The following is a 12,927-nucleotide window of genomic DNA, read 5'->3' on the forward strand; positions in this document are numbered from 1 at the left end:
CCCGACATGGTACTCAAAGCGGAATGAGATAAGCCGTTTTCCCATCGACAATCACGCTTTCGAACGCGTCGAACGCCGCGCCGCCCCGCATCACTATAGGTCGATCGGACAAGCCGGTGACGAGCAAATGCTTCGCCATCTGCGCGCCCTCCTGCCCGGGCTTCGCCGCCGAATCGATCCACAGCCTGCGCTCCGCGGGCTGGACGGAGACGCGCAACAGGCTCACCTTGCCGCGCGCTTCGATGCGCACACCGCCAGGGACATCGAGACGCCACGGGGTCGGATCGGGCAACGGGTTGTATGCCGTGAACACGCCTGAGGCAGGTTCGGTCCACAAATACGCCGTGCGGCCAGGTTCGGTTTGCAGGACCGCTCCATTCTTCTCGAGCCGGCCCGTCGTGCCTTGCTGCGAGAGGTTCGAATCGCGCTGCAGCCCCGGAGGCAGGTAGGGCCACTGTCCGTTGATGCGCCGGTAGGGCAACGCCTTCGTCTGCTGGCCGGGTTTGACGCCATAGGCGACATCGTATTGGTCGAACGACGTCGAGAATCCGACCTCCATTCGATCGGCTCCACTCCGGTAGTCGACCTGCAACAGGCGCTGCGCAGGGTCCCACGTCTCGCGCAGGTCGGCCGAACGCAGGTGTGCCTGGAACGCCTTAAAGTCGCGGTACTCAGTCGCGTCGCCCATCTCGAGCACGAATCCGCCATAGGACGCGTGATTGATCGCCTCCCAATCGAGCTTCTCGAAGGGCATGTCCACATCGCTCTGGAAGTTGTAGGAGGTGATGGTCAACGCCGGTCGGATGACCGCCCCGTTGGGCTCCGTCTTACCCCCTCCACCGTAGCCGATGACAATCTCGTCGCGCCGCCCGAGGTTCGTCGCGCGAAGCGGAATGACGCCAAGGTAAGTGACGCCGTCCTTGATGGCGATCACTTGTCCCGCGCGGAGGTTCGCTGGGAAGTGCGTGATCCGCTCGCCGTCGACGTACAGTTCCCAGGACGGCTCGGCACTGAAGTTCCAGAGCGCGATTACCGACGCGAGCGAGCGCAATCCCTTCTTGCCAGCGATCTCGATCACGCGATTTTTTTCCGTTCGCGGTTTCGTCATCACGATTGCGCGATTGCGATGCTGGAACGTCAGAACGCCGCCGGCGTGTGGCATCGTCCCGCCGAGCGTCGTAGCCATGTCAGGTTCGTTGACGGCATACCGCAGCGTGAGCGTGCCAAGTTCTCCCATCGAGGTCACCGGCGCTTCCCGACGCTTCCATTGGGCAATGACGTCGACCGTGTCGCCCTTGATGTCTTGGCTAGCCAGCCCGTAATGCTTGCCCAGGTAAACACGCCTCCAGAGCGGGGGTTTGAACGATCCACGGACCGTTTCCGTGGCCGTCTCCTCGAACGGCAGCGCCTTCTCGTCGAGCACCTTCGAGACCCAATCGCCAGCCCAGGGGCTGACAAGTGCCTGCACACCAATGCGCCCAGGAGGTGCGTTGTAGCCCCAAATCCGCATTCCGTGGTCGGTCGCGTCGAAGGGCCGATCGAGATAGTTGAGGACACCCTGCTTCGAAAGCGAATGCAGCACGCCGTAGATGCCCTCTTGAGTCACGAGAACCTGCTGCAGGTCTGTTCTTCCGCTGGTGCTCACGATGCGCCGCAGTCCCGGGTGATATGCGCTCGAAAGCAGGTCGACGGATCGATCCAGAATTACGCGACCCATGAGCCGATCGATCGGCGTCGGACCGAAATCCGCGAACATCTTCTGGCCGCTGACGGTGATTGAGTAGTAGTAGTGATCGAGCATTTCCTGCGTGCCGCCGTCGGCGAAGGACCAAAGGCGCAGTGGAAACTGTTCGAGACCGTGGCGGCCATCGGCCATGGCCAGATCCGAAGCGACGATGGCCCCTCCGAGCAACGCTCCCATTGCCGCCGTGTGGTTGAAGTTCTCGGTGCTCACGCCGTAGTTGTAGCCATCTCGGAAGAACGACGCGCGCCCGCGCCAGTCACCGGTCTTCTCCCAATACTCGATGGCTTCCTTGCTCTGCGGATGGAACAGGTCGCCCGTCGCAACATCGGGCATCAGCCATGCCTCCCAATCCAAGCGAATGTGTTCCCTCGCCACGGACGGCATCGCGTCACGGTAGAGATACCAGCGAAGCAATGAGTCATGCACACTCCAGCCCTGCCAATAGCGCGGAGGCGTCGCCAGAATTTCTTGGACCAGCTTTGCATACCGAGCTCCATTGTTAGCTTCCAACGCGTTCACCCACGGCGACACCTCGTCCCCGCCTATGCCGATGAGTTCCTCGACGCGCTGAGATCTCCATTGCGGCTGGGAGCTACGGCGAAGGGCGGCGATCTGGCGCACTTCGGCCAAATCCTGTCCCGATAGCATCGACGCGGACGGTTTACCTCCGGAGTTTGTGGCTCGGAGTTGTTCCCCAAGTCGCAGCACATCTGCCGCGGGCGGGGGGCGGACTCGTGGCCTTTTCCCGCCGATGGCTTTCCGGAGGATCACCTTTAGCCGGGCATTCTTGAATGTGAGGCCATGCCCACCCGTGGAAACGGACCATTCGAACGCGTTGCCGGGATCGCGATAGCGCTGGTCATAGCGCTCAAGCTTTGCGATCAGCAAACCGCTATCCCCGATCGTCCGCAATCTGCGACCAAGATCGCTCCCGAACGCCGGTTCAGAAAAGAGTGCCGTGATGTCCAGTTCCGCGAAGGGTTGCGACTCCGAAAGCTCGACGGGGCCGAACCGGTCCTTATACCGGTCCCGGGCGAAGTCCGACGCTCCGTACCGCGACCAGTAACCCACACCGTTGATAAATGCATTGAAGGTCGGACCTTCGTTTGCATCCGACATCCATGGACGCCGAAGCGCCCATGCGACGAGGTGCCACCGTGGAGCTTGCGCGCTCCACTTGGCACGGCCCAGGCCTGGACGCGAGAGATACCCTTCCGGAACAACTTCTCGACCGCCGTATTCAAACGTCACCGCGGCAGATTCGAGCGTATAGCCCCGGCTCAGTTCCGACGCAATTCGATCCGGTGCTTCGGGAAAACGCAGGAGCACCGACCTGTGAACGGCATCGACCGTTGTGGCACCGGGTACGGACTTGTTCCAATTGCGCCCGTCGATGCCAGCGGACACAGGCCCATCGACGATCAGCGTGACCGAATTGCTATCTTGAGACGCGCCTAGGCCGAAGGACGCAATTGCCAGTAGGAATGCCGCGACCAAGGCGCTGCGGATGATAGTGATCAACGCGGAACTCCGATCTAATTGACTTAGAATGTAGAGCAAAACGTAGAGACCGAGTCGGATCGATCCTCGACGAAGCCGTTCAAGACGCACCAAAGCGCCAGACCCATGTGCGGAATCGCAGGAACCTTCGCTTACGCCCGCTCGGCAGCGCCCGTGGATCGCGCCGAGCTGCAGCGCATCGGCGACGCCATGGCGGCGCGAGGCCCCGATGGATCGGGCCTGTGGATCTCGCCCGACAACCGTGTAGGTCTTGCCCATCGCCGGCTGGCGATCATCGATCTCAGCGCGGCGGGCGCGCAGCCGATGTCCACCGAAGACGGCCAGCTACGCATCACCTACAACGGTGAGATTTACAACTACCGCGCACTGAGAAGCGATCTCGAGTCCAAGGGATACCGGTTCCGCTCGGAAAGCGACACCGAGGTCCTGCTCCACCTCTATGCCGATCGCGGGCCAGACATGGTCCACGCCCTCCGCGGTATGTTCGCGTTCGCCATCTGGGACGAACGGCGACACGGAATGTTCCTCGCGCGCGACCCGTTCGGAATCAAGCCCCTTTACGTCGCCGACGACGGATCCACGCTGCGATTCGCGTCCCAGGTCAAGGCCCTCCTCGCCGGCGGCGGTGTGCCGCGCCGTGAGGACCCTGCCGGTTCCGTGGGCTTCCTGCTATGGGGCTTCGTTCCGGAGCCCTTCTCGCTGTATCGCGACATCCGCTCGATCGCCGCGGGGAGCCACCTGTGGATTGGGAAGGACGGCCTCGCGGCCGAGACGCAGTACTTCTCGACGCGCGAGGAAATGTTGAGGATCGAGGGCGAGGAACGACGACCCGCCGGCGGAGATGCCATGGCGGAACTCCGCGCCGCGCTCGATGAGAGCATCGATCACCACCTCGTCGCCGACGTCCCAGTGGGTCTCTTCCTCTCTTCCGGAATTGACTCCTGCGTCGTCGCATCGTTCGCCGGCGCACGTCTCGGGGATCGCCTGCATTCGCTGACCCTGGGATTCTCCGAGTTCAAGAACACCGAGTACGACGAAACCGTGCTCGCCGCGCGCGTTGCGGCGGATCTCGGCATCAAGCACTCCACGTGCTGGACTTCGCGGGAACAGGTCGATGCCGGCCTGTCGTCGTACTTCGAGGCGATGGACCAGCCGTCCATGGATGGACTGAACACCTGGCTCGTCAGCAAGGCCGCGAAAGACTCGGGGATCAAGGTCGCGCTCTCCGGTCTCGGTGGCGATGAGCTCTTCGCCGGCTATCCGAGCTTCACGCAAGTGCCGGCGACCGCACGCTGGGCATCCCCCTTCGCAAAGCACGCGGGGATTTCCCGCGCCGTCCGCAGGGCGGCCGAGCCCCTTCTCGCACCGTTCACATCGCCGAAGTACGCGGGGCTGCTCGAATACGGCGGCTCCGTGTCCGGCGCGTATCTCCTGCGCCGAGCCCTCTACATGCCGTGGGAGGTCGCGCGCGTCCTCGATCCCGCATTCGTCGAAGAGGGACTGAAGCGCCTCGATACGGAGGACCGCCTGCGCGTCGCGCTGGGGAACATCTCACACGAACGGCTCGCCGTCTCCGCGCTGGAGCTCGATTGGTACCTGCGGAGCCAGTTGCTGCGGGACTCCGACTGGGCCGGCATGGCGCACTCCGTGGAGATCCGCGTCCCCTTCGTCGATGTGCCACTCTTCCGCATGGTGGCGAGGCAAGTTGCGGACGAGCGTGCGCCGACCAAGAAGGATCTTCTGCGCGCGGTAAGCGGAGAGCTTCCCGCCCTTCTTTCGACGCGTCCCAAGACTGGCTTCAACGTCCCGGTGCGCGAATGGTTCGGAACGAGCCTTCCGGGAGAGCGGGCGGAACGCGGGCTGCGCACCTGGGCGCGGCGCGTGCTCGACAAATGGAACCTGCCGGCGAAACCGCAGGGACGTCCGGGGAAACCGCCGAAAATGGCGGGCGCGCCAAACGTGCCGAGCTGAGCGCCGACCATGCTCCTACCACTCGCGAGCAGGATCCTCGCCGCGCTGACTAGCCGTGAGGCCACGGGCGTCGAGAGCGTCCTGCGGGGCTGGTTGCGCGGCGGAGGCGGCCATCGCCTGCGCCTCGGCCGTGGCATCGAGATGGTCGATCGCAGCAACATCCATTTCGGAAGCAACGTCACGCTGTATGGAAGCAGCTATCTCAATGCCCATGGAGAACAGGGACGAATCGAGATCGGCGACGGCACTCACGTTGACCGAAACTGCGTGCTCCACGGACAAGGCGGCTTGAAGATCGGCGCTGGATGCGCGATCGCCGCTGGCGTCATCATCTACACGCAATCGAACCAGTACCGCGCCAACGCCACGGCACCCGTCCTGGAGCAACCCGTGACGTATGCCGCCGTGAAAGTAGGAGACCACGTCTGGATCGGCGCGGGTGCGATCATCCTTCCAGGCGTGTCCGTGGGTGACCATGCCGTCATCGGCGCCGCGGCGCTGGTCAACCGGGACGTGCCTCCGAACGCAGTGGTCGGCGGCGTGCCCGCAAAGGAAATCAGTCCACGTCGCACGATCTCATCCAACACATGACAAGAATCGTCTACGGCAGTCCGGGTTTGTTCGACATGGGGGGCATCGCACGGTACGGGCGGTCCCAGGTGCGCGCGTTGAAGTCGATCCTGGGCGGCGAGAACGTCGAGGTCCTGTCGATGCTCGCTCCCGGGCCCGGCGGCTTCGACGAACCGATCGAGGTCGATCTCGTTGCCGGCGGCAACAGGCCGTCCAACAAAGTCCGGTTCGCGCTGGCCTTCGGCGCACGCGCACGTCCGGGGCGCATGTACTGGTCCGGGCACCTGAACTACACGCCCATCGTCGTGCCCCTCGCCGCCGCGACCGGCGGCACCGCCGTCGTCAACATCTATGGGCTCGAGCTCTGGACCCGCCGTTCGAAGCTGCGCGAACGCTGCCTCGCGAAGTGCTGGGTCATCGCGGACTGTAACGCGACGCTCTCATCGGCCGTACAGATGGGCATCGTTGATCCAGAGCGCTCCACCGTGATCCACGATCCGGTCGATGTGGCGATGTTTCGCCCGGGCGCGATCGACCTGGAGATCGCCGGGCGCTACGGTCTCGTACCCGACGATCGCTTCCGTGTGATGTTCCTGGGACGACTCGACGAGGGATCAAGGCACAAGGGTCCGGACCGGCTGATCCGTGCTTTCGCACGTGCGCGATTACCGAAGGATGCGGAACTGGTCATCGCGGGTTCTGGAAACCAAGTCGAAATCTTGCGCGGCATCGCGCTGCAGAGCGGCAAGGGCGATCGCGTCAAGCTCATCGGCCGTGTTCCCGACGTCGACCTGCCCGCCGTGTACCGCCTGTCCACGGTCTTCGCCCTTGTGAGCCAGAAATTCGACGGGGGCGGCGAAGGAATCCCGCTGACGCCCCTGGAGGCTGGCGGGTGCGCCATTCCATCGATCGTCGGCAACGAGGACGGATCGGTCGAGGTCTGCGTCGACGGCGAGAGCGGCTTGATCGTTTCTTCGCGCGACGAGGCTGCGTTCTCGAACGCGCTGGAGACCCTGGCGAACGACCGCGAGCGGACCCGACGAATGGGCCAAGCCGCGGCGGCGCGGGTACAGTCGCACTTTTCCTATGAGCGCTTCGCCGCGCAACATCAGCAGTTTATCGAGAGGATCGCCGCCGAACCCCTCGTGACGAAAAGGGAGCAGCTTTGAAACAGGAATTCATTCCCGTCGCCGAACCCGACCTCGGCCTCCTCGAGGAGCGATACGTCCTCGATGCAGTTCGATCCGGGTGGGTTTCCTCCATCGGAGCCTTCATTGATCGCTTCGAGAAGGGGTTCGCGGAATACTGTGGCGTTCGGAACGCGATCATGCTGTCGAACGGCACCGTCGCGATCCATCTCTGTCTAGTCTCTCGCGGCATCGGCTCCGGTGACGAAGTCATCGTTCCCGACCTTACATTCGTTGCTACAGCCTCCGCGGTGAAGCACGCCGGCGCCACGCCGGTCCTCGTCGACGTCGATCCCGCAACGTATTGCATCGACCCCCAACTGGTCGAAGCGGCAATCACGCCCAGGACCAGGGCGATCATTGCGGTGCATCTATTCGGGCACCCAGCCAACATGACCGCGTTGCGCGACGTTGCTGATCGTCACGGGATTTTCCTCATCGAAGATGCCGCCGAAGCCCACGGAGCGCGCTGGGAAGGAAAGCCGGTGGGCGGACTCGGAGACGCAGCGACGTTCAGCTTCTACGGCAACAAGGTCCTCACCACGGGTGAAGGCGGATGCATCACGACGAATGACGACGCACTCGCGACAAGGGTCCGCTTCCTAAAGGACCATGCCATGAGCAAGGAGCGGCGCTACTTTCACCCGGAGGTCGGATTCAATTACCGCATGACCAACATCCAGGCCGCCCTCGGTTGCGCACAGCTCGAGCGCGCGAGCGAGATTCTCTCCCGAAAGGCCCAAGTCCTGTCCTGGTATCGGGAAGAATTCGGAGGGTCGTCGATCAACCTGAATCCTGTTGTACATCCCGCCAACCCAATCTGCTGGCTCGTAGTTGCGCTGCTTCCCATCGGCGCAAGAGGACGCGTAAACGCCGTCTGCCAGGCACTCGCGGATGAGGCCATCGACACTCGCCCCTTCTTTGTACCGCTCTCCAAGTTGCCTCCGTACGCCGCGTGCCGATTCGTCAATCAGGGCACCGCCGTGTCGCACGATCTCGCCGATCGTGGGATCTGCCTTCCATCCTCGACACGTCAATCGCGCTCCCAAGTCGCGCGAGTTGCAGAGGCAATGCAAAGGGCATTGATCCGCACACAGGCGGCACCAAGGCCTGCGGCATCGGCAGGCGGGGTCTAGCCAGCTTCCAGCCACGACCCTGGAGCATCTCCCGCGCACATGGCAGGACTTAGGACTCCTTGCGCCAGTGAGCGTCCCACGGCTCCTGCGGGAAATAGCAAATGGGCTCCTTGATCCCCGCCTCTGCTCGATAGTCATGGACGGCCTGCTTGCAAGCAGGAACGACGGCATAGTCATCGACGATGACGTATCCGCCCACGGACAACTTGGGATACAGGTTCTTGAGCACGACCATCGTCGAACCGTACATGTCCCCGTCCAGACGCAGCAGCGCCAATCGATCAACGGGTGCTGTGGGAATCGTGTCTTCGAAGAAGCCCTTCAAGAACCGAATGCGATCATCCAAGACCCCATAACGCCTGAAATTCTCCGTGACCGCGTCCATGGAAACATCCAACGAATGCGACCAGAGGGTGTCTCCCGCATCTGCCTTGTACTTCTTGGCATCCGGCTTCGGCAGCCCTTCGAACGAATCAGCGACCCACACGTTCCGGTCGGTGTCCCCATGCGCTTTAAGTACCGCCTTCATGAAGATCGCCATTCCGCCGCGCCAAACCCCCGTTTCAATGAAATCGCCTGGAGTTTCGGACTTCACGATCTCTTCAATGCACTTCTGCACGTGGATCAAGGAATCCATATGCGTCATCGTTTCGCCAAACGGTCCGCGCGTACTAACAATCTCCAGGCCAGCGGGCCCGAGTACCGCTCGCGAACCATCGACCGCCACCTGCCTCATTCGCTTGGCAAACGTCTTGGTGTTGGTTGGAATTTCCCTATAGTTCTTCGCAAACAGCTCGCGCGTTAGACACTTCTTCATCAGGTCCAGATATGCGTCCCGCAATTCACTACTCATGTCTCGACTCCCCTCCATCCTGTTGACCTTGTCGCCGCTATCCCAAGTACGCAGCGCAACCTCTCCCGCTCGCCACAGCGTCCGAACCGAGCAAGCCCGGTCGTACTCGCGAGCAAGCATCGACGCTCGCAATTCTTGCAGATGTCGACTCACATTGATATTCCGCTATCATTTGCGCGAGTTGATGTCAGAGCAAGCAGTCTCCATCGAAGACCTGATTTATTGAGGCGAACCTGCCTGACGAGGTCTATCCCAGAGAGGCCTGTTTTCCTTGCACATACGCCCTATATTTCGACGGCCACTTACCAGTTCTGCGAGGGTGCAAATCGCGATTGCCGCGATCATCCGCAACCGATCTTGGCACCTCAACCGACAACGTATTCGGTCCAAGGACTATCTGGACGTCGGCTGCGGCAACAACTGCCACCCAAATTTCATCAATCTTGACTTCAGCTGGCACCCCGGCATCGACATCTGTTGGGACATTACGAGACCACTGCCGCTCGAGTCGCAGTCCGTGCGCGGAATTTATACCGAGCACTGCCTGGAACACGTCCCGCTTGAAGCCGGTGACCGATTGCTGGGCGAGTTTCGTCGAATCCTCAAGCCCGGTGGAAGTTTGAGAATCGTCGTGCCTGACGGATCTCTTTATCTCAACAACTATGCATCCGACTTGCCCCTGCCCTACGCCGCGGAAGATTCCTATCGCGGAATCTATACGCCGATGATGAGCGTAAATCGCATCATGCGGAAATACGGTCACGCCTTCATCTACGATTTCGCAACGCTTCGGCGCCTCCTCGAATCGCACGGATTCCGGTCCATAGCGAAAGAGGGCTTCCTCACCGGCCGGGATCCAAGTCTGCTCATCGACTCGCAATGGCGCGCTATCGAGTCGCTGTACGTGGAAGCCAGTACGGAGAACTAAGCCCGCGGTGTCGAGATTTGCGGATTGGCGGAGTGGCCGCGTGGCAGCTCAAGGTGCAGATAGAGGCTGTCCGCTAGCCAAACGCCCCCTGGCACGTTGTGGAAAACCCGCCTAAGGCCTTCGGAGGCGAGGCAAACCATTTTTCCGAACGGCGTGAAAAACTCCCAATCACTCGGTTGAATGCCAAGACCGAAGAAGCCGTCGATAGTCGTTCTAGCTCGAGAGAAGTCTCTGTGCCCGTGTCGGACCAGCTCGCTCGGAAAATAGTATCGGACGTTGAAGCCCTCCTCGCGGAATCGATTCCGCAGGCGGTTATAGAAATTCCTGACTCCAAGTCGATTGGGCATTTGAACCAGCACGCTGCCATCCGAGCGAAGAATGCGGGCAATTTCCGTGAGTGCCATTGCAAAGTCCTCGCGCGAAAAATGCTGAAGTACGCTGTAGCTAAACACGGTATCCGCTGTCATGTCCTTCAGAGGCAGGCGCCTCGCGTCGCCACAAATCAAGAGAGCGTCGACTCCTAGCTGAGCGCAGACACGCCTGGCGGCCCGCAACCCGTGGAGATGAATGTCTACGCCAACGACCGTGTAGCCACTCCGAGCTGCCGCTACCACCCACCTGCCCCAGTTGCTACCGATGTCCACCAGTAACTTGCCATTTCCCGGAGGCAAGCGAATCGATGGAATTGGGTATTCATTCAATCCCGACTCGAGATGTGCGTACATGTATCCAGAAGTCGCCGATTGCAAATCGCGCACGGCCTTGATCGGCCTCGGGTCATTCTCGACCTCGGAGACCTCGGGCATCTCTTCGAGGGAAATCTTTCCGCTTGCCTGGTCCCTGGCGTAGTCGCCGACCCAAAAATTCGACGGCAGAGTCCGACTGAGCAAGATCGGAATGCCATCCACAATTGGATAGCGGATCTGGCCGTCATCCGTCACAAACTCGCCGTCCTGATAACGAAGCGACTGCTTGGTATCCGGGCAAACCAGGATCCGCCTGGCGAGTTCACTCGAGAGATCCATCAGTAGGTTGTCTTTCGTTCAAAGTTCATCGACAAGGTGGTCGATCGCCTTGGGGACCGAGTACTTCCCCCGATAACTCACGAGGAACTTGCTTGTCTCGTGCAACGCAGCCTTCAGCAAGCCAATTTGCCGTCGCACTGAAGGGACTCCAGACGTCAGCCCCGCTCTGTTCACGAAGACGGAACGCGACAGCCGCAGCAGATCCGCCAAGCCAAGAGAAAGATCTCCTCCGCGATGAATTCTGTACCTGTACACCCATGCTTTGATGCATTTCTCGCGCGTGACCCAATAGTCCGTCGTACGCAGATCACATCCTCCCGCTTGGGAGTCGTCATGAACAACCGAAATCGACGGCGTGTAGTAGAGGTTGATTCCTTTGAAATTGAGGCGCAGGAAGAACTCCTGATCCTCGGCAGTTCTAGCAAACTCGAAAAGCAAGGGATCGAATCCGCCAGATTGGAAGAACGCGTCTCTTGCCATGAAAACAGCCGCGCTCATCGTGTCGGTGATTCTGTACAACTCAGAGTTTATTTTCTGAACCAGTTGCCTGCGGACGCCCGAGGTCTCGTCCCCGTGCGACGGACTCCCTTCGGGCGCCCGATCCCTCAACCGCGGAACAAGGCAGCGCACGAAATCATACTTTTGAAAAAACACGATGCCTCGCTCGCAAAACTCCGCGTCCGGCAACAAGTCGTCGTCAAGGAACAGCAGGTATTCCCCAAACGATCGCTTGGCACCCACATTCCGCGCAAGAGATGCGTTGGGCCGATCGAGCCAAATGTGCTCGACTCGTGATCGGCCAGAGATTCCCAACTCCCTCTCGAGCACTCCCTTCTCGTTCTGATCAACAAGAACCACTTGCATCTGATCGGCGATTGTCTGATTTGCCAGCAGCGTCAGAAGCCGCTCAACAGAGTCGATACGCCTATAGGTGGGGATAACTACTGTAAGACGACATTTCATGATCGGCCGCGGAATACCGCTTCCTGGTAGTGCCGATCGAACGTCCTTTCGACACGCTTCACGATTTCAACCGAGGAGTTCGACGTTGCAAGTACCGCCGGCGGCATCCCGAGCAGGTGAGCATCAGCCCCGCCAATCCGACTTCTCATTCTCGCGGGCGCGCCCAATAACTCGGCGACGCGATATCTCCCCTTCAGCTTCGTCGAGAGCAACGGCGAGTTCATCAAAACGTAGGCCTCGAGAAGCGGCCTCTGCGCCGCGAGTGCTCGAAAGATGCCTCCTCTCCATGAAATGCGATTGCGCTTCGCTGGGGCCTGCGGCTCGTAGACCAAGTTGGGCTTGAGGTCATAGTAGTCCGCGTAGTACCCATAGAGCTCTTCGAGCGTCCACTGGGGGCTGGAGACCAGTGCGTACGTTCCTGGCCTGCAGCCTCCTTCGACGCACTTGATGACGGCGTCCGCGATGGAGCTCGGGAAAATGGTATTCGTCAACTCCCAACGATTGCCGTCGACGCGCGTGGCCGCTTCGGTGGCCAATCTCTCCCTGAATGCCAGGGACACGGATTGAAGGACACCATGTACTTGGCCCAGCCGGAAGTTGTAGACACTTACCCCATTCGCAGCGCCAGCTCGTAAGGCCGCACGCTCGGCGCCCCTCTTGATGCGCGAATACGGCGAACGGGAAATTCGACAGTCTCTAACGTACTTCTCATCCGGCTTCATACCAAACGCCATGATGCTGCTCATGTAGATGTAGGTTGCGCCTCTTCGCATAGACGAAACGACAGGCTCAATCGTGTCCAGAGCCGCTCTCTCCAGCGCGAACAGTTGGCCCTTGGGGAAACTGAAATCCAGCACAACGTCGAGGCCCGCAAGCCGAGCCTTCAAGGCGCTGTCGTCGCGAAGATCGATTCGTTCGCATGGGATTCCCATGAGCTCAAAGTACACCTCGCTATACGATGAGCGAACGAAGCAAACCACATCAATGTTCTGTCGACCGTACAGGTAGTAGGCCACGGACGATCCCACC

General features: G+C 60.8%; 9 protein-coding genes and 1 pseudogene. 5 read left to right on the forward strand and 5 right to left on the reverse strand.

Annotated features, from left to right (window positions below; translation table 11 throughout):
* Nucleotides 1–13: 13 nt before the first annotated feature.
* A complete protein-coding gene (locus tag DSM104443_RS14075) occupies nucleotides 14–3,265 on the reverse strand; it encodes a hypothetical protein (protein ID WP_171093263.1) in 3,252 nt (1,083 codons plus the stop codon).
* Nucleotides 3,266–3,418: 153 nt separating this feature from the next.
* Between DSM104443_RS14075 and asnB the strand changes: the two genes are divergently transcribed.
* The 4 genes and pseudogenes from asnB to DSM104443_RS14095 all read left to right on the forward strand — a co-directional run bounded on the left by asnB (nucleotide 3,419) and on the right by DSM104443_RS14095 (nucleotide 8,129).
* Nucleotides 3,419–5,236, forward strand: a complete 1,818-nt coding sequence (gene asnB, locus DSM104443_RS14080) for an asparagine synthase (glutamine-hydrolyzing) (protein WP_246232248.1) — start codon at nucleotides 3,419–3,421, stop codon at nucleotides 5,234–5,236.
* Between the two features lie 414 nt (nucleotides 5,237–5,650).
* Nucleotides 5,651–5,803, forward strand: a pseudogene (locus DSM104443_RS22105) (DapH/DapD/GlmU-related protein); the annotation flags it as partial.
* 20 nt (nucleotides 5,804–5,823) lie between these two features.
* Entirely contained in the window at nucleotides 5,824–6,975 is a 1,152-nt protein-coding gene (locus DSM104443_RS14090) for a glycosyltransferase family 4 protein (protein WP_171093267.1), read from the forward strand.
* Nucleotides 6,972–8,129: a DegT/DnrJ/EryC1/StrS family aminotransferase gene (locus tag DSM104443_RS14095; protein WP_171093269.1), complete on the forward strand. Its 1,158-nt coding sequence runs from the start codon at nucleotides 6,972–6,974 to the stop codon at nucleotides 8,127–8,129. Before DSM104443_RS14090 ends, DSM104443_RS14095 begins: the two co-directional genes overlap by 4 nt.
* Nucleotides 8,130–8,178: 49 nt before the next feature.
* Here the strand turns inward: DSM104443_RS14095 and DSM104443_RS14100 are convergent, their stop codons facing one another.
* Nucleotides 8,179–8,982, reverse strand: a complete 804-nt coding sequence (locus DSM104443_RS14100) for a TylF/MycF/NovP-related O-methyltransferase (RefSeq protein WP_171093271.1) — start codon at nucleotides 8,980–8,982, stop codon at nucleotides 8,179–8,181.
* 319 nt (nucleotides 8,983–9,301) lie between these two features.
* Between DSM104443_RS14100 and DSM104443_RS14105 the strand changes: the two genes are divergently transcribed.
* A complete protein-coding gene (locus tag DSM104443_RS14105; protein WP_171093273.1) occupies nucleotides 9,302–9,910 on the forward strand; it encodes a class I SAM-dependent methyltransferase in 609 nt (202 codons plus the stop codon).
* Here DSM104443_RS14105 and DSM104443_RS14110 read toward each other — a convergent pair.
* From DSM104443_RS14110 to DSM104443_RS14120, 3 genes are read right to left on the reverse strand one after another with little or no spacing between them, the layout of a single operon-like run.
* On the reverse strand, nucleotides 9,907–10,935 hold the full coding sequence (locus tag DSM104443_RS14110) for a methyltransferase domain-containing protein (RefSeq protein ID WP_171093275.1): 1,029 nt from the start codon (nucleotides 10,933–10,935) through the stop codon (nucleotides 9,907–9,909). The two genes, DSM104443_RS14105 and DSM104443_RS14110, sit on opposite strands and share 4 nt — an antisense overlap.
* Before the next feature lie 18 nt (nucleotides 10,936–10,953).
* Nucleotides 10,954–11,898 (reverse strand): glycosyltransferase family 2 protein, encoded by a 945-nt coding sequence (locus tag DSM104443_RS14115; RefSeq protein ID WP_171093276.1) that lies wholly within the window; start codon nucleotides 11,896–11,898, stop codon nucleotides 10,954–10,956.
* Nucleotides 11,895–12,914 carry an NAD-dependent epimerase/dehydratase family protein gene (locus DSM104443_RS14120; protein WP_171093278.1) on the reverse strand — a complete coding sequence of 340 codons (1,020 nt, stop codon included), beginning with the start codon at nucleotides 12,912–12,914 and terminating at the stop codon, nucleotides 11,895–11,897. The genes DSM104443_RS14115 and DSM104443_RS14120 overlap by 4 nt, the downstream gene beginning before the upstream one ends.
* Between the last annotated feature and the right edge of the window lie 13 nt (nucleotides 12,915–12,927).

It is taken from the genome of Usitatibacter rugosus, assembly GCF_013003965.1.
GTDB classification, from domain to species: domain Bacteria; phylum Pseudomonadota; class Gammaproteobacteria; order Burkholderiales; family Usitatibacteraceae; genus Usitatibacter; species Usitatibacter rugosus.

What these genes read in the sequence shown, in the direction of transcription:
- DSM104443_RS14090 (WP_171093267.1), top strand. Translation starts at nt 5,824, where the DNA reads ATGACAAGAATCGTCTACGGCAGTCCGGGTTTGTTCGACATGGGGGGC.
- DSM104443_RS14110 (WP_171093275.1), bottom strand. Translation starts at nt 10,935, where the DNA reads ATGGATCTCTCGAGTGAACTCGCCAGGCGGATCCTGGTTTGCCCGGAT.
- DSM104443_RS14100 (WP_171093271.1), bottom strand. Translation starts at nt 8,982, where the DNA reads ATGAGTAGTGAATTGCGGGACGCATATCTGGACCTGATGAAGAAGTGT.
- DSM104443_RS14115 (WP_171093276.1), bottom strand. Translation starts at nt 11,898, where the DNA reads ATGAAATGTCGTCTTACAGTAGTTATCCCCACCTATAGGCGTATCGAC.